Source organism: Enterobacter sp. DN, from assembly GCF_046054285.1.
GTDB lineage: Bacteria > Pseudomonadota > Gammaproteobacteria > Enterobacterales > Enterobacteriaceae > Enterobacter > Enterobacter hormaechei_C.
In genome coordinates this window covers 144,757-165,333 of the sequence record NZ_JBJJTG010000007.1, presented here as the reverse complement: position 1 = coordinate 165,333, position 20,577 = coordinate 144,757, and the positions used below count along the sequence as shown (strand labels likewise).

20 protein-coding genes are annotated in these 20,577 nt (G+C 55.8%); 17 read left to right on the top strand and 3 right to left on the bottom strand.

Going from position 1 to position 20,577, the window contains the following annotated elements; genetic code table 11:
- Window positions 1–87 precede the first annotated feature (87 nt).
- The gene (gene manA / locus ACJTMZ_RS17045; protein ID WP_032670035.1) at window positions 88–1,263 is read left to right on the top strand and encodes a mannose-6-phosphate isomerase; all 1,176 of its coding nucleotides are present in this window, start codon (window positions 88–90) and stop codon (window positions 1,261–1,263) included.
- 99 nt (window positions 1,264–1,362) lie between these two features.
- Entirely contained in the window at window positions 1,363–2,877 is a 1,515-nt protein-coding gene (locus ACJTMZ_RS17040; protein ID WP_252010534.1) for a DUF945 family protein, read from the top strand.
- A 101-nt stretch (window positions 2,878–2,978) separates the two neighbouring features.
- Here the strand turns inward: ACJTMZ_RS17040 and ACJTMZ_RS17035 are convergent, their stop codons facing one another.
- Complete coding sequence (locus tag ACJTMZ_RS17035) at window positions 2,979–4,007, bottom strand: Mal regulon transcriptional regulator MalI (RefSeq protein ID WP_017384586.1); 1,029 nt, start codon at window positions 4,005–4,007, stop codon at window positions 2,979–2,981.
- A 179-nt stretch (window positions 4,008–4,186) separates the two neighbouring features.
- Between ACJTMZ_RS17035 and malX the strand changes: the two genes are divergently transcribed.
- The 3 genes from malX to add all read left to right on the top strand — a co-directional run bounded on the left by malX (window position 4,187) and on the right by add (window position 8,096).
- Window positions 4,187–5,779 carry a maltose/glucose-specific PTS transporter subunit IIBC gene (gene malX / locus ACJTMZ_RS17030; RefSeq protein ID WP_015570659.1) on the top strand — a complete coding sequence of 531 codons (1,593 nt, stop codon included), beginning with the start codon at window positions 4,187–4,189 and terminating at the stop codon, window positions 5,777–5,779.
- 49 nt (window positions 5,780–5,828) lie between these two features.
- Window positions 5,829–7,001, top strand: a complete 1,173-nt coding sequence (locus ACJTMZ_RS17025) for a PatB family C-S lyase (protein WP_252010532.1) — start codon at window positions 5,829–5,831, stop codon at window positions 6,999–7,001.
- A gap of 96 nt (window positions 7,002–7,097) precedes the next feature.
- Window positions 7,098–8,096 carry an adenosine deaminase gene (gene add / locus ACJTMZ_RS17020; protein WP_252010531.1) on the top strand — a complete coding sequence of 333 codons (999 nt, stop codon included), beginning with the start codon at window positions 7,098–7,100 and terminating at the stop codon, window positions 8,094–8,096.
- A gap of 56 nt (window positions 8,097–8,152) precedes the next feature.
- On the opposite strand, the gene ACJTMZ_RS17015 is transcribed toward add, so the two are convergent.
- Window positions 8,153–9,193: an oxidoreductase gene (locus ACJTMZ_RS17015; protein ID WP_039270904.1), complete on the bottom strand. Its 1,041-nt coding sequence runs from the start codon at window positions 9,191–9,193 to the stop codon at window positions 8,153–8,155.
- Window positions 9,194–9,432: 239 nt separating this feature from the next.
- Here ACJTMZ_RS17015 and blr point away from each other — a divergent pair, with 239 nt between their 5' ends.
- From blr to gstA, 12 genes are all read left to right on the top strand, one after another.
- Complete coding sequence (gene blr / locus ACJTMZ_RS17010; protein ID WP_151884424.1) at window positions 9,433–9,558, top strand: division septum protein Blr; 126 nt, start codon at window positions 9,433–9,435, stop codon at window positions 9,556–9,558.
- Window positions 9,559–9,787: 229 nt separating this feature from the next.
- Window positions 9,788–10,003, top strand: a complete 216-nt coding sequence (gene ydgT / locus ACJTMZ_RS17005) for a transcription modulator YdgT (RefSeq protein WP_000217941.1) — start codon at window positions 9,788–9,790, stop codon at window positions 10,001–10,003.
- A gap of 85 nt (window positions 10,004–10,088) precedes the next feature.
- Window positions 10,089–10,529, top strand: coding sequence for a DUF2569 domain-containing protein (locus ACJTMZ_RS17000; protein ID WP_017693547.1), 441 nt, complete (start codon window positions 10,089–10,091; stop codon window positions 10,527–10,529).
- Window positions 10,530–10,605: 76 nt separating this feature from the next.
- A complete protein-coding gene (gene rsxA / locus ACJTMZ_RS16995) occupies window positions 10,606–11,187 on the top strand; it encodes an electron transport complex subunit RsxA (RefSeq protein WP_000133206.1) in 582 nt (193 codons plus the stop codon).
- A complete protein-coding gene (gene rsxB / locus ACJTMZ_RS16990) occupies window positions 11,187–11,765 on the top strand; it encodes an electron transport complex subunit RsxB (protein WP_015570664.1) in 579 nt (192 codons plus the stop codon). The genes rsxA and rsxB overlap by 1 nt, the downstream gene beginning before the upstream one ends.
- Window positions 11,758–13,779, top strand: a complete 2,022-nt coding sequence (gene rsxC, locus ACJTMZ_RS16985) for an electron transport complex subunit RsxC (protein WP_252010529.1) — start codon at window positions 11,758–11,760, stop codon at window positions 13,777–13,779. The genes rsxB and rsxC overlap by 8 nt, the downstream gene beginning before the upstream one ends.
- On the top strand, window positions 13,780–14,832 hold the full coding sequence (rsxD, locus tag ACJTMZ_RS16980) for an electron transport complex subunit RsxD (RefSeq protein WP_015570666.1): 1,053 nt from the start codon (window positions 13,780–13,782) through the stop codon (window positions 14,830–14,832). It abuts the gene before it with no gap.
- 10 nt (window positions 14,833–14,842) lie between these two features.
- Window positions 14,843–15,463: an electron transport complex subunit RsxG gene (rsxG, locus tag ACJTMZ_RS16975; protein ID WP_023296391.1), complete on the top strand. Its 621-nt coding sequence runs from the start codon at window positions 14,843–14,845 to the stop codon at window positions 15,461–15,463.
- Between the two features lie 2 nt (window positions 15,464–15,465).
- The gene (locus ACJTMZ_RS16970; RefSeq protein ID WP_003857592.1) at window positions 15,466–16,152 is read left to right on the top strand and encodes an electron transport complex subunit E; all 687 of its coding nucleotides are present in this window, start codon (window positions 15,466–15,468) and stop codon (window positions 16,150–16,152) included.
- Window positions 16,149–16,784: an endonuclease III gene (gene nth / locus ACJTMZ_RS16965; protein WP_015570668.1), complete on the top strand. Its 636-nt coding sequence runs from the start codon at window positions 16,149–16,151 to the stop codon at window positions 16,782–16,784. Before ACJTMZ_RS16970 ends, nth begins: the two co-directional genes overlap by 4 nt.
- A gap of 613 nt (window positions 16,785–17,397) precedes the next feature.
- Window positions 17,398–18,906 carry a dipeptide/tripeptide permease DtpA gene (gene dtpA, locus ACJTMZ_RS16960; RefSeq protein WP_017693548.1) on the top strand — a complete coding sequence of 503 codons (1,509 nt, stop codon included), beginning with the start codon at window positions 17,398–17,400 and terminating at the stop codon, window positions 18,904–18,906.
- 105 nt (window positions 18,907–19,011) lie between these two features.
- A complete protein-coding gene (gene gstA, locus ACJTMZ_RS16955; RefSeq protein WP_003857598.1) occupies window positions 19,012–19,617 on the top strand; it encodes a glutathione transferase GstA in 606 nt (201 codons plus the stop codon).
- 90 nt (window positions 19,618–19,707) lie between these two features.
- Here gstA and pdxY read toward each other — a convergent pair whose 3' ends face one another.
- The gene (gene pdxY, locus ACJTMZ_RS16950; RefSeq protein ID WP_015570669.1) at window positions 19,708–20,568 is read right to left on the bottom strand and encodes a pyridoxal kinase PdxY; all 861 of its coding nucleotides are present in this window, start codon (window positions 20,566–20,568) and stop codon (window positions 19,708–19,710) included.
- Window positions 20,569–20,577 lie beyond the last annotated feature (9 nt).

Sequence of the window (20,577 nt, the reverse complement as noted above, 5' to 3'; positions counted from 1 at the left end):
ACGACTTTTTACATCCGCAGGTTACTTCCATTCGGTTTATTGCTTTAATACGCGGAGTTAATTCCACATATGAATCAGGGCTTGATAATGCAAAAACTCATCAACTCAGTGCAAAACTACGCCTGGGGAAGTAAAACTGCGTTAACGGATCTCTACGGTATCGCCAACCCGGACAACCTGCCGATGGCAGAGCTGTGGATGGGCGCGCATCCGAAGAGCAGCTCAAAAATTGAAGATGCCAGCGGCCAGGTTCGCAGCCTGCGTGACGTCATCGACGCCGACAAAGCCGCACTGCTCGGCGATAAAGTGGCGAATCGTTTTGGTGAGCTGCCGTTTCTGTTCAAGGTATTGTGCGCCGACCAGCCGCTCTCCATTCAGGTTCACCCGAACAAAAAAGCCTCTGAGCTGGGCTTTGCCAAAGAAAATGCCGCCGGTATTCCGTTAGACGCCGCAGAGCGTAACTACAAAGATCCTAACCACAAGCCGGAACTAGTTTTCGCCCTGACCCCTTTCCTGGCGATGAATGCCTTCCGCGAGTTTTCCGAGATCATCTCCCTGCTGCAACCGGTCGCCGGGGCTCACAACGCGATCGCCCATTTCCTGGAAAACCCGAACGCAGAAGCCTTGAGCGAGTTGTTTGCCAGCCTGCTGAATATGCAGGGCGAGGAAAAATCCCACGCGCTGGCGGTGCTGAAAGCCGCGCTGAACAGCCAGCAGGGTGAGCCATGGGACACCATTCGCGTAATTTCCACGTTTTATCCGGACGACAGCGGTCTCTTCTCTCCGCTGCTGCTGAACGTGGTGAAGCTCAACCCGGGCGAAGCGATGTTCCTGTTCGCTGAAACCCCGCACGCCTACCTGAACGGCGTGGCGCTGGAGGTGATGGCTAACTCCGATAACGTACTGCGCGCGGGCCTGACGCCAAAATACATCGACATCCCTGAGCTGGTTGCCAACGTGAAGTTCGTGGCGAAACCTGCTGCGGAGCTGCTTACGCAGCCGGTGAAAAACGGCGCTGAGCTGGACTTCCCGATTCCGGTTGACGATTTTGCCTTCTCGCTGCACGACCTCAGCGCAGACGAAACCGCCATTGCACAGGAGAGCGCAGCGATCCTGTTCTGTGTAGAAGGCGAAGCGACGTTGCATAAAGATAGCGAGCGTCTGGTGCTTAAGCCGGGTGAATCCGCCTTTGTCGCGGCCAACGAGTCGCCTGTCCGGGTGAGCGGCACCGGTCGCCTGGCGCGTGTTTTTAATAAGCTTTAGGGACTTACTGAATTTTTTAACAACTCTTGCTAAGCTAGTAACAGGCGTTGTAACACCAGGCGGTTTTAACCGCCTGGTTTCATTTTAGGGATAATCGCAATGAAAAAATCGGTCGTAGCGGTAGGAGTGATTGTTGCTTTAGGCGTGATCTGGACGGGTGCTTCCTGGTATACCGGGAAACAGCTGGAAAGCCGTCTGGCAGAGATGATGACGCAGGCAAACAGCGAGATTAAGCGCAGCGCGCCTGAAGCAGGTCTGGAGCTGAGCTACCAGAACTACCAGCGTGGCGTGTTTACCAGCCATATGCAGGTGGTGGTGAAGCCGGTTGCGGGTAATCAGAACGCCTGGCTGAAACCGGGCCAGAGCGTGGTGCTGGATGAAGTGGTCAGCCACGGTCCGTTCCCGCTGGCGCAGTTGAAAAAGTTTAACCTGATCCCCTCCATGGCATCCGCCAGAACCGTACTGGTGAATAACGAGGTGACGAAGCCGATTTTCGATATGGCGAAAAATGAGTCGCCGTTTGAGATCAATACCCGCATCAGCTATGCCGGTGATACGCATTCCGACATCGACCTGAAAGCCCTGAATTACGAACAAGGCACCGACAAAGTCGCCTTCAGCGGCGGTAATTTCCAGCTTGATGCCGATCGCGACGGCAAGAATGTCTCCCTGACCGGCGATGCCGCCAGCGGCCTGGTGAATTCAGTCAATGAATATAACCAGAAGGTTCAGCTTACCTTCAACAACCTTAAAGCCAGCGGCAATAGCCGTATGACCGATTTTGATGAGCGTATCGGCGACCAGAAACTGAGCCTCGATAAGATCGCCATTGCGATCGAAGGCAAAGAGATGGCGGTGCTGGAAGGCATGGATCTGGACGGTAAGTCTGACGTCTCCAAAGACGGTAAAAGCATCAACACCCAGCTGGATTACAGCCTGAAAAGCCTGAAAGTACAGAATCAGGATCTGGGTACCGGTAAGCTGTCTCTGAAAATCGGCAACATTGACGGCCAGGCGTGGCATGAATTCAGTCAGAAATACAGTAAAGAGAGCCAGGCTCTGCTGACCGATGCCGACCCGCAGGCGTACCAGCAGCAGGCGATGACGGTGCTGTTTAATAACCTGCCGATCCTGCTGAAGGGCGAGCCGGTGATTACCGTTGCGCCACTGAGCTGGAAAAACGGCAAAGGCGAAACCAACTTCAACCTGTCGCTGTTCCTGAAGGATCCGTCAGCCGCGACCGGTGAGCCTCAGACCCTTGCCCAGGAAGTTGATCGCAGCGTGAAGTCGCTCGACAGCAAGCTGACTATCCCGATGGATATGGCGACCGAGTTCATGACGCAGATTGCGAAGCTGGAAGGTTATGGTGAAGATGATGCAGGCAAACTGGCAAACCAGCAGGTGAAAGGCCTGGCGGCGATGGGCCAGATGTTCCGCATCACGAAGGTGGAAGACAACACCATTTCCACCAGCCTGCAATATGCTAATGGCCAGGTGACGCTCAACGGCGACAAAATGCCGCTGGAAGAGTTTGTCGGTATGTTTGGTATGCCGACGCTGGGCATTCCGGCACCGGCTGAACCGGCAGCGCCGCCGGCAGTACCGCAGCAGTAAACGAAAAACCCCTCGCATGAGGGGTTTTTTATTGCCGGGTGGCGCTGACGCTTACCCGGCCTCCGATCCTGAGTCGTTGTAGGCCCGTGCAAGCAAAGCGTTTACTTCACCGTCACTAACCGCGCAGCCACAATCTGATGCCCGGCCTGCACGTCCGTATTTTCAATGCGCTGCATGATCCTGTCTGCCAGGGTGTACCCCATCTCACGAGCCGGCGTCGTCGCCCAGACGATGGGGAGATCGTCTAACGCATTTTCACCGACGTCCGCGAACGCCCCCAGCGCTACCTGATGGCCGAAAAACGTTTCTACCCCGCCCTCACCGCTCTGGCGTCCGGCGCGGATTAAACCGAACCACGCCCCCATCGCAATGACGTCGTTATAGCAAATCACCGCGCTGATCGTCGGGCTGTTGCGAAGCAGCGTGCCGATGGCTTCCGCGGCTTTTTTCTGGCTGGATTCACACTCCACCACCCATTCGCTGTGAAACGGCAGGCCGTATTTGATGAGCGTGGAGCAGTAACCGCCCACCCGCTCGGCACGCGTCAGGGACGAGCTTTTACCGCCGAGCCAGGCGATGCGCTGATGGCCGCGATGAATAAGATGCTCGGTCAGCATTTGCGCGGCCTGCATGTTATCCGGCCGAAGGGTATCGGCTTCGTCGAGATAGCTTGCGCGCGAGGCAAACACCAGCGGTACGCCTTTCTGCGCCGCGCGCTCACACAATTCACTGCCCACGCCGGACGCGCCGGCCACGATCACCCCATCCACCCCTTGCGTCAGCAGCATATCCAGCCTGGAGAGCAGCTGCTCCGGTTCGCGCCCACCGTGGAGCAGGAAAACCATTCGCCCCTGCGCTTCAAGCGCCTCGGTAAGCCCGGCGGTCAGTTCTGCATAAAACGGCGACGTGAGGTCGCGAACGATCAGCCCTATCACCCCGCTTTGCCCACCGCGCAGCGCCGACGCCTGGCGATTACGCACAAAGCCTAACTGCTCAACGGCCTCGTTAACGCGCTGACCCGTTGCAGGAGAGATGCGCCCCTTCCCGCTCAATACCAGCGAAACGGTGCTGACGGAAACCCCCGCCGCCAGCGCGACATCGTTGATGGTGATCTTTTTCGCTACAGCCATGTGGTGGCGTGACTCCTTGATAATGAGATCGCTAAAACGTTTTATCAATACGTTATCTTTATACTACCAGTAAAAGCCCGAGAATGTGATTTAGCGCGCACTAAAGTTTGATAAAACGTTTTATCTTCTCGCCCCATCGAGGTCGTTAAATCTCTTTCTACCATTTAAGGAGTCGTTTTATGACGACGAAAGCAGCACAAAAAATATCGCTGTGGGAGTTTTTCCAGCAACTGGGTAAAACCTTTATGCTGCCCGTGGCGCTTCTCTCTTTTTGCGGGATCATGCTGGGGATCGGCAGTTCGTTAAGCAGCCACGACGTCATTACCCTGATCCCTTTCCTCGGAAATCCGGTACTTCAGGCGATCTTCATCTGGATGAGCAAGGTCGGCTCTTTTGCCTTTAGCTTCCTGCCGGTAATGTTCTGTATCGCCATTCCTCTGGGTCTGGCGCGCGAAAATAAAGGCGTGGCGGCGTTTGCGGGCTTCGTTGGCTATGCGGTCATGAACCTTGCGGTTAACTTCTGGCTGACTGCCAAAGGGATCCTGCCCACGACCGACGCGGCGGTACTGAAAGCCAATAACATTCAGAGCGTGATTGGTATTCAGTCCATCGATACCGGGATCCTTGGAGCCGTGATCGCGGGGGTGATTATCTGGATGCTGCACGAGCGCTTCCACAACATCCGCCTGCCCGATGCGCTGGCCTTCTTCGGCGGGACCCGCTTTGTGCCAATCATTACGCTGGTTGTGATGGGTCTGTTTGGTCTGATCATCCCTCTGATTTGGCCGATTTTTGCCATGGGGATCACCGGTATCGGCCGCATTATCAATGGCGCGGGTGATTTCGGCCCGATGATTTTCGGTACGGGTGAACGTCTGCTGCTGCCATTTGGTTTACAGCACATCCTGGTTGCCCTGATCCGCTTTACCGAAGCCGGCGGTACCATGGATGTTTGCGGTCATTCCGTTAGCGGTGCGCTGACCATCTTCCAGGCCCAGCTGAGCTGCCCGACCACTCACGGCTTCTCTGAAAGTGCGACGCGTTTCCTCTCTCAGGGTAAAATGCCTGCCTTCCTCGGCGGCCTGCCGGGCGCAGCGCTGGCGATGTACCACTGTGCCCGTCCGGAAAATCGTCATAAAATTAAAGGTCTGCTGATCTCCGGCGTTATCGCCTGCGTGGTGGGCGGTACGACAGAACCTATCGAGTTCCTGTTCCTGTTCGTAGCGCCGGTACTGTACCTCATCCACGCCGTACTGACGGGCCTGGGCTTTACCGTGATGGCTGTGCTCGGTGTGACCATCGGTAACACCGACGGTAACGTGATTGACTTCGTGGTCTTCGGTATCCTGCACGGTCTGTCCACCAAGTGGTATCTGGTGCCGGTTGTGGCCGCCATCTGGTTCGCGGTTTACTACGGGATCTTCCGCTTCGCCATCACCCGCTTTAACCTGAAAACGCCTGGCCGCGATACCGATACGGCCACCAGCGTTGAACAGGCGGTAGCCGGCACCATTGGGAAATCCGGATATAACACGCCGGCTATTCTGGCGGCGCTGGGCGGTGCGGATAACATTACCTCTCTGGATAACTGCATCACCCGCCTGCGTTTGTCGGTGGCGGACATGTCCAAAGTGGATACCAACGCACTTAAAGCTAACCGGGCTATCGGCGTGGTACAGTTAAATCAACACAATTTGCAGGTCGTCATTGGCCCGCAGGTACAGTCAGTGAAGGATGAGCTGGCAACCCTGATGCGAACCGTCGAAGCCTGATGCCTCGCCCCCCTCGTCATGAGGGGGTTTTACTTTACGGAGCACCGTCATGTTTGATTTTTCTACCGTCGTGGATCGACACGGCACCTGGTGTACCCAGTGGGATTATGTCGCTGACCGTTTTGGCGCTGCCGACCTGCTGCCCTTCACCATCTCTGATATGGATTTCGCCACCGCCCCCTGCATTACCGATGCGCTGCACCAGCGAATAAACCACGGGGTGTTTGGCTACAGTCGCTGGAAAAATGACGAATTTCTGGCCGCCGTGGCGCACTGGTTCCGGCAACGCTTTAACAGTCAGATTGATACCGAAACCGTGGTGTATGGGCCGTCGGTCATTTATATGGTCTCGGAGCTGATCCGCCTCTGGTCCTCGCCTGGCGACGGCGTGGTGGTCCATACCCCGGCTTACGATGCCTTTTATAAAGCCATCGACGGCAACCAGCGTACCGTTGTTTCCGTGCCGATGCAGAAAACAGCGCATGGCTGGGAGGGCAATATGGCCGCGCTGGAAGCAGCGCTGTCAAAACCGGAAAACAAGGTGCTGCTGCTGTGTAGCCCGCAAAACCCGACCGGCAAAGTCTGGACGCGGGAAGAGCTGACCACAATGGCGGCCCTGTGTGAACGTTATGACGTAGCGGTGATCAGCGACGAAATTCATATGGACATGGTATGGGGCACGCATCGTCATACCCCGTGGAATGAGGTTGCGCGCGGTAAATGGGCGCTGTTGACCTCGGGTTCCAAAAGCTTCAACATTCCGGCGCTGACGGGTGCCTGGGGGCTTATCGCCGATGACGCCAGCCGTAGCGCCTATCTGAATGCATTAAAAGGTCGGGACGGACTCTCTTCCCCTTCCGTGCTGGCGCTGACCGCGCACATTGCTGCCTACCGACAGGGAGAACCCTGGCTGGACGCGCTGCGGACCTATCTCGAAGAAAACCTGCGCTACATTGCTGACGAACTGAATACTGCATTTCCGACACTCAACTGGCAACCGCCCGAGGCCACCTATCTGGCATGGATCGATCTCAGCCCGCTTGGCATTGATGACAATACGCTGCAAAACGTGCTGATTGATCAGCAAAAAGTGGCCATCATGCCGGGATATACCTATGGGGATGAAGGTAAAGGCTTTGTGCGTCTGAACGCTGGCTGTCCGCGTAGTAAGCTTGAACAGGGCGTTCAACGCCTTATCGCTGGCATCAACACTCTGCTGTAAATCATTTGCGCAACGGAATATTCCCTTGCGCAAATAGCTTTTTACCCCGTTTTGTTTTTATAATATGGCGCACTTTAACCAGCAAAGAGTGCGACCATGATTGATACACGCCTGCCTTTAACTGATATTCACCGCCACCTCGACGGAAACATTCGTGCCCAAACCATTCTCGATCTTAGTCGCCAGTTCAATTTAACCCTCCCTGCCGAAACGCTTGAAACCCTGATCCCGCATGTTCAGGTCACGTCGAACGAACCGGATCTGGTGAGTTTTCTGAGCAAGCTCGACTGGGGCGTGAAGATGCTGGCCTCGGTCGATGCCTGTCGCCGTGTCGCCTTTGAAAACATCGAAGATGCCGCGCGTAACGGCCTGCACTATGTTGAACTGCGTTTCTCCCCGGGCTATATGGCGATGACCCACAACCTCCCCGTAGCGGGCGTGGTTGAAGCGGTCATTGAAGGCGTGCGTGAAGGCTGCAAAACCTTTGACGTTCAGGCGCGTTTGATTGGCATTATGAGCCGTACCTTCGGTGAAGCGGCCTGTCTTCAGGAACTGGAAGCATTACTGGCGCATAGCGACCAGATCACCGCCATCGACCTGGCCGGTGACGAGCTGGGCTTCCCGGGCAGTCTGTTCCTGTCTCATTTCAACCGCGCACGTGATGCAGGATGGCATATTACCGTTCATGCGGGGGAAGCCGCGGGGCCGGAAAGCATCTGGCAGGCCATTCGTGAGCTGGGTGCGGAACGTATAGGTCATGGCGTGAAAGCCATTGAAGATCGCGCGCTGATGGATTTCCTCGCCGAACAACGTATTGGAATCGAATCCTGCCTGACCTCCAATATTCAGACCAGTACAGTGGCGTCGCTGGCGCAACACCCGCTGAAAACATTCCTCGAACACGGGGTGCTGGCTTCGCTGAACACGGACGATCCGGCGGTTCAGGGCGTGGATATTATTCACGAATACAACATCGCCGCACCACAGGCCGGGCTGAGCCGCGAGCAGATCCGTCAGGCGCAAATCAACGGGCTGGAGATCGCCTTCCTGACGCCTGAAGAGAAACAGGCGCTGCGCGATAAAGTTGCTCAGTAGTCCTCTTTACTGCCGGGTGGCGCTGCGCTTACCCGGCCTACGAAAGCGTTTGGCACTTATGCCAGACAAAGCGTTGCGCGATGTTTGGCAGATTCGATCCCGAGCTCGATGAGCTCCATAATCTGGATTGCCTGGCTTGCGGGAACCGGATTTTCACCTGAACCGTTCAGCGCGTCACGAATGGCGGCGTAATACGCCGGATAGTTCCCCGGCAGGGTCAATACCGTCTCTTCAACCAGTACCTCACCCTCCGCACGCGTCACCACCCCGTCGCGCATGTCGTAGCCCCAGTCCTCCTGCGGTAAGCGTTCGCCATTTTTGAGGCGCTCTTCCTGCGGATCCAGGCCGAACTTCACATAGCTGCCGCGCGCCCCGTGAATGATATAGCGGGCCGATTCCGCCGCCGCAAGCATTGTCCCGTGCAGCACAATGCGCCGCTGCGGATAACTCAAAATGGCATGGAAATAGTCGGTGGTCTGCGCCCCCGGCCTGAGCTGCGCTAAATCGACCGTCATGCTCACGGGCAAACCAAACAGATGAACGGCCTGATCGAGAAGATGCGGCGCTAAGTCATACCAGATGCCGCTACCCGGTCCCGCCTGCTCGCGCCAGCGATCTCGCACCTGCGGACGATAACGATCGAAGTGCGACTCAAAAAAGGCAATTTCGCCGAGCGTGCCTGCGTTTATCAGCGCCTTAACCGTCAGGAAATCGCTGTCCCAGCGCCGATTGTGAAAGACCGATAATAACCGACCCAGACTTCGCGCCAGCGCATCCAGCTCGCGCGCCTGTGACAACGTCACGGTGAAGGGCTTATCGACAACAACATGTTTCCCTGCCTCCAGCGCCGCTTTCGCCAGGGGGAAATGAGTGTCGTTAGGAGTAGGAATGACAATAAGGTCAATATTAGGATCGTTAAACAGATGCTTAGGCTCCGTTACCACCGGCACGGCTGGCCAGTCGGCGCGGACCTTAGTCTCATCGCTGCTCGTGATAGCCGCCAGTTCCATTCCCGGCGTGCCGGCAACCAGCGGTGCATGAAAGGTTTTGCTTGCGTACCCGTAGCCAATAAGACCGACGCGGATGTTTTCACTCATCGTTTGCCCCCTCGCTGTGCGCTTATTTATCACTGGCCTTGTGCTTAACGCACAGATTAATAATGTGCCCTGTGAGTTAAAATAGCATCTTGCGACAGCGTTTTTTGTTACCTCGCATTAAAGTGTGTATATGGGTTCGGGGAATCGTTCCCAAAGCGCTTGCTCTGGCGAAAAGGGCGCTGTAACATTTGTAATCTGTATTTATGGATAAATTACAAACACAAATTATGTCGTCAATAATTAATCGAATCATTGAATTAGCGGGATGGATTGTCCTTGGGGTTTCAGTCGTGTTGCTCGGCATTGCCAGCCATATCGATAACTACCAGCCGCCGGAGCCTGTTACTGTCGCACAACAAAAGTAAGCCGTGTCGTCATAAAGCGTGACACGTTACGTCATGGAACGTATTGCCAGCCGTAATGAACGGGGTTACCCTTCTCTTCCAGGCATCTGCTGATGCCTGAATCTTCGCAAAGAAAACTCCTAATTTCGTCGCGTTACCCGAGTGGACAGTTTACGTCTTTATTAATCCGTTTATTATTCGAACGCATTACCTTTATGGGTATTACCCTTTTATATGGAAACTTATTAACATGACAGTTCAGGACTATTTATTAAAATTTCGCAAGATCAATTCCCTTGAAAGCCTGGAAAAACTGTTTGACCATCTGAACTACACGCTGTCGGATAATCAGGACATCATCAATATGTACCGCGCTGCTGACCATCGTCGCGCCGAACTGGTCTCTGGCGGTCGTCTGTTCAATGTGGGGGAAGTGCCTAAATCCGTATGGCGTTACGTTGTATAAGAAAGTAGCCTTCGGCGTGAAATGTTATATACTCTCCGCCCTGCAAATTTCTGTATAACATTTCGCGCAGACTATGGGAGAGCGTATGACCGCATTGCCTGGAGAGAGAATTGGGGGCTGGTTAATCGCCCCGCTGGCATGGCTGCTGGTGGCATTATTAAGCGCTTCGCTGGCGCTGTTGCTATACACCACCGCACTGGTTACGCCTCATGCTATCCAGACACTGATGTCCCAGAGTGCGCTCAATATTGCAACGTGGTTTGTGTCGTTCGTTTTCGCGATCGCGATGTGGTACTACACGCTGTGGCTGACTATCGCCTTCTTCAAACGCCGCAAAAACGTGCCAAAACATTACATTATCTGGCTGCTGGTCTCCGTGCTGCTGGCTGTCAAAGCATTCGCTTTCTCGCCAGTGTCTGACGCGCTGGCGGTTCGCCAGTTACTGTTTCCGCTACTGGCGACGGCGCTTCTGGTCCCTTATTTCAAGCGTTCGACGCGCGTTAAGAAGACCTTTGTCAACCCGTAATAACCTTACAGTTAACCTGTTGTGGCCTGTTGTCGTTTATCCGATAATAGGCGGCTATTTTATTTCAGGCTAAATAATGACCGATTACTTACTGCTCTTTGTCGGAACTGTGCTGGTTAATAACTTCGTACTGGTGAAGTTCCTTGGCCTGTGCCCGTTTATGGGCGTCTCCAAAAAGCTGGAGACGGCAATGGGCATGGGGCTGGCGACCACCTTCGTGATGACGATGGCCTCCATTTGCGCATGGCTGATTGATACCTGGATCCTGATCCCGCTCGACATGCTCTACCTGCGCACCTTGTCCTTTATTCTGGTCATTGCGGTTGTGGTGCAATTTACCGAGATGGTGGTGCGGAAAACCAGCCCTGCCCTGTATCGCCTGCTGGGCATTTTCCTGCCTCTCATCACCACCAACTGCGCGGTGCTGGGCGTGGCGCTGCTCAATATCAACCTTGGGCATAATTTCCTGCAATCGGCGCTGTACGGTTTTTCCGCGGCGGTCGGTTTCTCTTTTGTTATGGTCCTGTTCGCCTCGATTCGCGAGCGTCTGGCCGCGGCGGATATTCCCGCGCCGTTTCGCGGTAACGCCATCGCTCTGGTGACCGCAGGTTTAATGTCTCTGGCCTTTATGGGCTTTAGTGGTCTGGTGAAGTTGTAATGAGTGCTATCTGGATTGCCATCGCGTCCATCAGCGTACTGGGACTCGTCTTTGGCATCATTCTGGGTTATGCCTCCCGCCGGTTTGCGGTGGAGGACGATCCGGTGGTTGAAAAAATTGATGAACTTTTACCGCAGAGCCAGTGCGGGCAGTGCGGCTACCCTGGCTGCCGCCCTTACGCTGAGGCGGTGGGCGTGCAGGGCGAAAAGATCAACCGCTGCGCACCGGGTGGCGAAGCGGTCATGCTTAAAATAGCTGCCCTGCTGAACGTCGATCCCCAGCCTGTCGACGGCGATGAACAGGCCCAGGAGCCCGTTCGTGCCCTTGCTGTCATCGACGAAGCCAACTGCATTGGCTGCACCAAATGTATTCAGGCGTGTCCTGTTGACGCCATTGTGGGCGCAACGCGCGCGATGCACACCGTTGTGGCGGATCTGTGCACCGGCTGTAATCTCTGCGTGGCGCCCTGCCCGACGCAGTGTATAGAACTACGCCCGGTTGAAACGACTACTGAAAGCTGGAAGTGGGACCTTCAGACCATTCCGGTTCGCAATATTCCTGTGGAACAACATGCTTAAGTTATTTTCTGCCTTCAGAAAAGAGAAGATCTGGGATTTCGACGGCGGCATTCATCCGCCTGAGATGAAATCGCAGTCTAACGGCACGCCGCTGCGCCAGATCCCGCTGGCGACCCGTTACGTTATGCCCCTTAAACAGCATATCGGCGCGGAAGGTGAACTGTGCGTGAAAGAAGGCGATAGCGTTCTTCGCGGCCAGCCGCTGACCTTTGGTCGCGGACGGATGTTGCCGATACATGCCCCGACTTCCGGTAAGGTGGTGGCTGTTGCCCCCCATACCGTTGCCCATCCGTCGGCGTTGTCTGAGCTGAGCGTGATCATTGAAGCCGATGGTGAAGACCGCTGGATCGATCGTGACGGCTGGAGCGACTACCGTTCCCACAGCCGTGAAGCGCTGATTGAACGCATTCATCAGTTCGGCGTGGCGGGTCTGGGGGGCGCAGGCTTCCCGACCGGCGCTAAGCTTCACGGCGGCGGCGATAAAATCGAAACGCTGATCATCAACGCCGCCGAGTGCGAACCGTACATCACCGCCGATGACCGTCTGATGCAGGACTGTGCCGCGCAGGTGGTGGAAGGGATTCGCATTCTTGCGCATATTCTGCAACCCCGCGAAGTGCTGATCGGTATTGAGGACAATAAACCGCAGGCCATTTCGATGCTGCGTGCGGTACTGGCAGACAGCCACGATATCGCCCTGCGAGTAGTCCCGACCAAATACCCGTCCGGCGGGGCAAAACAGCTGACGCAGATCCTGACCGGCAAACAGGTCCCCCACGGGGGCCGTTCGTCCGACATCGGCGTGCTGATGCAAAACGTGGGAACCGCCTACGCGGTGAAACGTGCGGTGATTGACGGCGAGCCATTGACCGAGCGCGTCGTCACGCTGACCGGCGAGTCCGTCTCCCGTCCCGGCAACGTCTGGGCGCGTCTGGGTACGCCGGTGCGTCATCTGCTGGAACAGGCTGGCTTCTGCCCGGGTAGCGATCAACTGGTCATTATGGGTGGCCCGCTGATGGGCTTTACCCTGCCGTGGCTGGATGTGCCGGTGGTGAAGATTACCAACTGCCTGCTCGCCCCTTCCCCAACGGAGATGGGCGAAACGCAGGAAGAGAAAGGCTGCATACGCTGTAGCGCCTGTGCGGACGCATGCCCGGCAGATTTACTGCCGCAGCAGTTGTACTGGTACAGCAAAGGCCAGCTGCACGATAAAGCCCAGGCGCATAACCTGGCTGACTGTATTGAATGCGGTGCCTGCGCCTGGGTCTGCCCAAGCAATATTCCGCTGGTGCAATACTTCCGTCAGGAGAAAGCCGAAATCTACGCCATCTCCATGGAAGAAAAACGTGCCGCTGAAGCGAAGGCCCGCTTTGAAGCGCGTCAGGCGCGACTGGAGCGCGAGAAACAAGCCCGTCAGGAACGCCATAAGCAGGCTGCCGTCCAGCCTGCGGCGAAAGATCAGGATGCCATTAACGCAGCCCTGGCCCGCGTGCGCGAGAAGAAAGCCACCGCCGCCCAGACGGTTGTGATCGCTCCGGGAGAAAAACCGGACAACAGCGAAGCGATTGCGGCCCGCGAAGCGCGTAAAGCCGAAGCTCGCGCGCGTCAGGCGGAGAAAGCGCAACACGCCAAACCGGAAGCCGATATCGACCCGCGTAAAGCGGCAGTGGAAGCGGCTATCGCCAGGGCAAAAGCCCGTAAGGCCGGTCAGCAGACAGTGGTGGTTGAACAGGAAGCGACGGATCCGCGCAAGGCGGCCGTTGAAGCCGCTATCGCCCGTGCCAAAGCACGAAAAGCGGCACAGGTTCAGCCAGCCGAAGAGAGTGAAGCGCCTGTCGACCCGCGTAAAGCCGCCGTTGAAGCGGCCATCGCCCGTGCCAAAGCACGAAAAGCGGCACAGCAGGACGAACGGCCTGCGGCCGCCAACGACGATCCACGCAAAGCCGCAGTCGCCGCCGCGATTGCGCGCGTTCAGGCAAAGAAAGCCGCGCAGCAAGCCGTTAACGAGGATTAAATGGTTTTCAGAATTGCAAGTTCCCCTTATACCCATAACCAGCGCCAGACATCGCGTATTATGATGCTGGTGTGCCTGGCCGCGCTGCCAGGTATTGCCGTACAGTGTTGGTTTTTCGGCTGGGGTACGCTTTTCCAGTTAGTTCTGGGTTGCGCCAGTGCCGTCGCAGCGGAAGCAGCGATCCTGAAGCTGCGCAAAATGGAAGTGACTCGCATCCTGAGCGATAACTCCGCCCTGTTGACCGGCCTGTTGCTGGCCATCAGCATTCCCCCGTTCGCCCCGTGGTGGATGGTGGTATTGGGAACGGTGTTTGCGGTGATCATCGCCAAGCAGCTGTACGGCGGGCTGGGCCATAACCCGTTTAACCCGGCGATGATTGGCTACGTGGTACTGCTGATCTCCTTCCCGGTACAGATGACCAGCTGGCTGCCGCCGCATGAGATCGCCGCCACCGTCCCCGGCTTTATGGATGCCCTGCACGTTATCTTTACCGGCCACACCGCGCTGGGCGCAGATATGAACGCGCTTCGCATGGGCGTGGACGGCATCAGCCAGGCCACCCCGCTCGATACCTTCAAAACCTCCCTGCGTGCCGGACACAGCGTGGAGCAGGTGATGAAATCGTCTATTTACAGCGGCGTACTGGCGGGTGCTGGCTGGCAGTGGGTCAATCTGGCCTATCTGTTGGGCGGCGCGTTCCTGCTGCAACAGAAGGCAATCCGCTGGCATATTCCGGTGAGCTTCCTGGTGACGCTGGCCGTCTGCTCGACGCTCGGCTGGGTCATCTCACCTGAGTCACTGGCCAGCCCGCAGCTCCATCTGCTCTCCGGCGCGACCATGCTCGGGGCATTTTTTATTCTGACCGATCCGGTCACCGCGTCTACCACCAACCGAGGACGTCTGATTTTCGGCGCGCTGGCGGGCTTGCTGGTCTGGCTTATTCGCAGCTTTGGCGGTTATCCGGACGGTGTGGCATTTGCCGTGCTGCTGGCTAACATCACCGTTCCGCTCATCGACTACTACACGCGGCCACGCGTGTACGGTCATCGCTAAGGATCACGCCATGCTAAAAACAATGCAAAAACACGGCGTTACGCTGGCGATCTTCGCTGCCGCCCTCACCGGGCTGACCGCGCTGGTAAATGAACTGACGAAAACAACCATTGCAGAGCAGGCAATGAAGCAGCAAAAGGCGCTGTTCGATCAGGTGATCCCATCCGACTTCTACGATAATGACCTGCAAAAAAGCTGCTTTGTCGTGCAGGCTCCGCAGCTCGGTAAAGGACCCCATCGCATTTATATTGCCCGCAAGGGCGATAATCCCGTGGGTGCCGTCATGGAAGCCACCGCGCCGGACGGTTACTCCGGTGCGATTCAACTGCTGGTTGGCAGCGATTTTTCCGGCACCGTGCTGGGCACGCGCGTGACGGAACATCACGAAACGCCGGGCCTTGGCGACAAAATTGAAACACGCTTAAGTGACTGGATCTTACACTTCTCCGGAAAGATGATTCATGGCGAAGACGATCCTGCTTTCGCGGTGAAAAAAGATGGCGGCGAGTTTGACCAGTTCACGGGTGCCACGATTACCCCGCGCGCGGTGGTCAACGCCGTCAAGCGCGCCGGGCTGTATGCCGAAACGCTGCCCGCGCAGATCAATCATCTTTCCACCTGTGAGGAGTGACCATGAGCCAGGTTAAAGAGGTTATCGTCCAGGGTCTCTGGAAGAACAACTCCGCGCTGGTACAGCTGCTGGGGCTGTGTCCGCTGCTGGCGGTGACGTCTACCGCCACCAACGCGCTCGGGCTGGGGCTGGCGACCACGCTGGTGCTGACCCTGACTAACTTTTCCATTTCAGTTTTGCGCCGCTGGACGCCGTCGGAAATCCGTATTCCGATCTATGTCATGATCATTGCGTCGGTGGTCAGCGTGGTGCAAATGCTGATTAACGCCTACGCATTTGGCCTGTACCAGTCGCTCGGGATTTTCATTCCGCTTATCGTGACTAACTGTATTGTCGTAGGCCGCGCTGAAGCCTTTGCGGTGAAAAACAATCCGGCCATATCCGCGCTGGATGGTTTTTCCATCGGCATGGGCGCGACTGCCGCCATGTTCGTCCTCGGCTCTCTGCGTGAAATTTTGGGCAACGGTACGCTCTTCGACGGTGCGGACGCGCTGCTTGGCGGCTGGGCGAAGTCGCTGCGTATTGAGGTGTTCCATACGGACACTCCGTTCCTGCTGGCCATGCTGCCGCCTGGCGCCTTCATTGGCCTTGGGATGATGCTGGCGTTAAAATACCTGATTGATGAAAAACGTAAACGCCGCGCCGCTGAGCGCAGCGTACAGGAAGGGATCCCCGAGAAAGCAGTATGAATAAAGAGAAACGCATTGCGATCCTGACGCGCCTGCGCGATGAGAATCCTCATCCAACGACAGAGCTGAATTTTAACTCGCCGTTTGAACTGTTGATCGCGGTGCTGCTCTCTGCACAGGCGACGGACGTGAGCGTCAACAAAGCCACGGCCCTGCTCTACCCTGTCGCCAATACGCCGCAGGCCATGCTGGAGCTGGGCGTTGAAGGTGTGAAATCCTATATCAAGACCATTGGCCTGTTTAACAGCAAGGCCGAAAACGTCATTAAGACCTGCCGGATCCTGCTGGAGCAGCACGGCGGCGAAGTCCCGGAAGACCGCGCTGCGCTGGAAGCGTTGCCGGGCGTCGGGCGTAAAACGGCAAATGTGGTGCTGAACACGGCGTTTGGCTGGCCGACCATCGCCGTGGATACCCATATCTTTCGCGTCTCTAACCGCACCCGGTTCGCGCCGGGTAAAAACGTGGAAGAGGTGGAAGAGAAGCTGTTAAAAGTGGTCCCTGCGGAATTTAAGGTGGACTGCCACCACTGGCTGATCCTGCACGGACGGTATACCTGTATTGCCCGTAAGCCACGCTGCGGTTCCTGCATTATCGAAGATCTCTGCGAATACAAAGAAAAAGTCTATCCCTGAGCGTAAACCACCTTACTTCTTACCTGTTCAAGCCCTTAAAATTAACAAGGGCTCTGATATCTTCCCGATTGACCATAAATTGCCCTCTCTTTCTCCTTTACGCATTGTCGATTCTTCGGTCATTTAACACTCAAACAGGTTAATAGTTTTTTCATCACCAAAAATTTCTATACATCTGTGATCGCGATCACTCTGATAACCTGATGTTGGATTTTTGTTGTTAAAACCCGCCCACCCCCTTTGTCAGACAAGATTTCATCGATTCCACACCGCACATAAGACCAGTCATTTTTCAGAATATGGGCTATATCACTGCCAATCACCCAAAATAGCAGAACATATCGCCATACAGCCGTTGAACAGGGTCGTTTACAGTGAAAAAAACCATCAATTTTGAACGGATGAGATTTAACGCTGTATAACATTTGCATGAACCGATGATTATACCGCCAGAGTTATATGTAACAGATTATTACAAACGTATTGCCAGATGGGGCTGGATAGTGAACATTACCCGCCGTTTCCCCTCCCAATATAACTATAAAGCGGATGGACTACGGTCATCACGCTATGAACACCCCCGTTAATATGGGATGTAAAAAAAGAGGTATATGTGTCTACTGCAAACAATAAACCAACAGATGAGAGCGTAAGTCTTAACGCTTTCAAACAGCCTAAAGCGTTCTATCTCATTTTCTCGATCGAATTATGGGAACGTTTTGGCTACTACGGCCTGCAAGGGATCATGGCGGTTTACCTGGTTAAACAGCTGGGTATGTCTGAAGCTGATTCCATCACGCTGTTCTCTTCCTTCAGCGCCCTGGTGTATGGCCTGGTCGCTATCGGCGGCTGGTTAGGCGATAAAGTTCTCGGTACTAAACGAGTCATTATGCTGGGCGCCGTTGTTCTGGCGATTGGCTATGGGCTGGTTGCCTGGTCCGGGCACGATGCAGGTGTGGTTTACATGGGCATGGCTACCATCGCGGTAGGTAACGGCCTCTTCAAGGCGAACCCGTCTTCCCTGCTCTCTACCTGCTACAGCAAAGATGACCCACGTCTGGACGGTGCATTTACCATGTACTACATGTCCATCAACATCGGTTCCTTCTTCTCTATGCTGGCAACCCCATGGCTGGCCGCAAAATTCGGCTGGAGCGTAGCGTTTGCGCTGAGCTTCGTGGGTATGCTGATCACCGTTGTGAACTTCCTGTTCTGCCGTAGCTGGGTTAAAGACTATGGTTCAAAACCAGACTTCGAACCCGTGCACATGGGCAAACTGCTGGCAACCATCGTCGGCATCGTGATCCTTGCCGCTGTCGCCACCTGGCTGCTGCACAACCAGGGCGTTGCACGTGCCGTACTGGGCGTGGTTGCGCTGGGTATCGTGTTTATCTTCGCGAAAGAAGCCTTTGCGATGCAGGGTGCGGCACGTCGTAAGATGATTGTGGCGTTCATCCTGATGCTGGAAGCGATCATCTTCTTCGTTCTGTACAGCCAGATGCCAACGTCTCTGAACTTCTTCGCTATCCGCAACGTTGAGCACTCCATCCTTGGTATCGCGTTCGAGCCGGAGCAATATCAGGCCCTGAACCCGTTCTGGATCATGATTGGTAGCCCGATTCTGGCCGCTATCTATAACAAGATGGGCGACCGTCTGCCTATGCCGCACAAGTTCGCTATCGGTATGGTGCTGTGCTCTGGCGCGTTCCTGGTGCTGCCGCTGGGGACGAAATTCGCCACCGACGCGGGTATCGTGTCTGTTAACTGGCTGATCCTGAGCTATGCGCTGCAATCCATCGGTGAACTGATGATCTCCGGTCTGGGCCTGGCGATGGTTGCGCAGCTGGTCCCTCAGCGTCTGATGGGCTTCATCATGGGTAGCTGGTTCCTGACCACCGCTGGCGCGGCTATCATCGCAGGTAAGATTGCGAACCTGATGGCGGTACCAGACAACGTTACCGACCCGCTGGTTTCCCTGAATGTCTACGGCACCGTGTTCATGCAAATTGGTATCGCGACCGCCGTGATTGCCGTGCTGATGCTGCTGACCGCACCTAAACTGAATCGTATGACGCAGGACGACGACAAATCCGCTAAAGCGATCAAAACCGCGAACGCGTAATGTCATCGGGAAACGACTGAACAGAAGCCGCTAATTGATTAGCGGCTTTTTTTTTATCCGAACGCGCACTAACATAGCTGGAACCTCAGCAAAAAGGAGTTACCGATGAAACTGTTCTATAAACCGGGCGCCTGCTCTCTTGCTTCCCATATTACGCTTCGCGAGAGCGGTAAAGATTTCACGCTGGACGGCGTTGACCTGATGAAAAAGCGTCTGGAAAACGGGGATGACTTTTTTGCGATTAACCCAAAAGGCCAGGTTCCGGCCCTGCTGCTGGATGATGGCACCCTGCTGACCGAAGGGGTGGCGATTATGCAATTCCTGGCGGACAACGTACCGGATCGTCAGCTCCTTGCCCCCACCGGCAGCATTGCGCGTTATAAAACGCTGGAGTGGCTGAACTATATTGCCACCGAACTGCACAAAGGCTTTACGCCCCTGTTCCGCCCGGACACGCCGGAAGAGTACAAACCTACCGTGCGCGCGCTGCTGGAGAAAAAGTTGCAGTACGTTAACGACGCGCTGAAAGACGACCAGTGGATCTGTGGCTCGCGTTTCACCATCGCCGATGCCTATCTGTTTACCGTTCTGCGCTGGGCGCGCGCGGTTAAGCTGAACATGGAAGGATTAGACCATGTCGCATCGTATATGACGCGCGTGGCGGAGCGTCCTGCGGTGGCAGCGGCGCTGAAAGCGGAAGGGTTGAATTAACCGAGCGGCCTGGATTGCCGGGTGGCGCTGACGCTTACCCGGCCTATAAATTCCGTAGGCCCGTGCAAGCGCAGCGGCGCCGGGCGTTTTCTAAAGCTGCGTTGCGCTAAAATAGTGCTCCGGCTTCGCGATGCGATCCTGCGCCGCGACGACCTGGAGCTCATATTCCTGCATCGTCTTCGTCGCAATCATGATTTCATAAACGGCTGCGGTGACGTGCTCCAGCGCATCGCGCAGGCTCGCGCCCTGCAATAGCTTCACCAGCAGCAAACCGCTGGTCACATCCCCGACCCCGACAGGCTGACGTGCACCGAAATCCACCAGCGGTCGACTGATATGCCAGGCTTCATCCTTCGTCACCAGCAGCATTTCAAAACGGTCCTGGCTCAACCCTGCGCGTGCCAGGTGCTTAACCAGCACAATCTCTGGCCCCTGGGCGATCAGCTCACGAGAGGCGCTTACAGCCTCTTCTACGCTGTTGACCGGATGCTCGCACAGGATCTCAAGTTCAATCAGGTTGGGGGCAATAATATCGCTGGCGGGCAATGCATGACGGACATGAAACTCCGCAACGCCCGGCGCTACGATGCAGCCTTTTTCCGGATGTCCCATCACCGGATCGCAGAAATATTTCGCCGCGGGGTTTGCCGCTTTCACCTGGCGCACAATGCCGAGGATATGTTCCCCCTGCTCCGCCGAACCCAGATAGCCGCTCAGTACGGCATCGCAGCGTTTAAGCTGGTCGATATCCGCAATCCCCTGAACGATTTCCGTCAGATGCGACGGCGGCATTACGCAGCCGGTCCATTTACCGTACTGGGTGTGATTCGAGAACTGGACGGTATTGAGGGGCCAGACGTTAACGCCGAGGCGGCGCATCGGGAATTCCGCAGCGCTGTTGCCAGCATGTCCAAACACAACGTGGGACTGAATGGCGAGGATGTTCTTCATGTTGTACTT

Bases quoted from the DNA above. Each gene is read 5' to 3' on its own strand.
- manA (WP_032670035.1), top strand. From the start codon at position 88: ATGCAAAAACTCATCAACTCAGTGCAAAACTACGCCTGGGGAAGTAAA.
- ACJTMZ_RS17040 (WP_252010534.1), top strand. From the start codon at position 1,363: ATGAAAAAATCGGTCGTAGCGGTAGGAGTGATTGTTGCTTTAGGCGTG.
- ACJTMZ_RS17035 (WP_017384586.1), bottom strand. From the start codon at position 4,007: ATGGCTGTAGCGAAAAAGATCACCATCAACGATGTCGCGCTGGCGGCG.
- malX (WP_015570659.1), top strand. From the start codon at position 4,187: ATGACGACGAAAGCAGCACAAAAAATATCGCTGTGGGAGTTTTTCCAG.
- ACJTMZ_RS17025 (WP_252010532.1), top strand. From the start codon at position 5,829: ATGTTTGATTTTTCTACCGTCGTGGATCGACACGGCACCTGGTGTACC.
- add (WP_252010531.1), top strand. From the start codon at position 7,098: ATGATTGATACACGCCTGCCTTTAACTGATATTCACCGCCACCTCGAC.
- ACJTMZ_RS17015 (WP_039270904.1), bottom strand. From the start codon at position 9,193: ATGAGTGAAAACATCCGCGTCGGTCTTATTGGCTACGGGTACGCAAGC.
- ydgT (WP_000217941.1), top strand. From the start codon at position 9,788: ATGACAGTTCAGGACTATTTATTAAAATTTCGCAAGATCAATTCCCTT.
- ACJTMZ_RS17000 (WP_017693547.1), top strand. From the start codon at position 10,089: ATGACCGCATTGCCTGGAGAGAGAATTGGGGGCTGGTTAATCGCCCCG.
- rsxA (WP_000133206.1), top strand. From the start codon at position 10,606: ATGACCGATTACTTACTGCTCTTTGTCGGAACTGTGCTGGTTAATAAC.
- rsxB (WP_015570664.1), top strand. From the start codon at position 11,187: ATGAGTGCTATCTGGATTGCCATCGCGTCCATCAGCGTACTGGGACTC.
- rsxC (WP_252010529.1), top strand. From the start codon at position 11,758: ATGCTTAAGTTATTTTCTGCCTTCAGAAAAGAGAAGATCTGGGATTTC.
- rsxD (WP_015570666.1), top strand. From the start codon at position 13,780: ATGGTTTTCAGAATTGCAAGTTCCCCTTATACCCATAACCAGCGCCAG.
- rsxG (WP_023296391.1), top strand. From the start codon at position 14,843: ATGCTAAAAACAATGCAAAAACACGGCGTTACGCTGGCGATCTTCGCT.
- ACJTMZ_RS16970 (WP_003857592.1), top strand. From the start codon at position 15,466: ATGAGCCAGGTTAAAGAGGTTATCGTCCAGGGTCTCTGGAAGAACAAC.
- nth (WP_015570668.1), top strand. From the start codon at position 16,149: ATGAATAAAGAGAAACGCATTGCGATCCTGACGCGCCTGCGCGATGAG.
- gstA (WP_003857598.1), top strand. From the start codon at position 19,012: ATGAAACTGTTCTATAAACCGGGCGCCTGCTCTCTTGCTTCCCATATT.
- pdxY (WP_015570669.1), bottom strand. From the start codon at position 20,568: ATGAAGAACATCCTCGCCATTCAGTCCCACGTTGTGTTTGGACATGCT.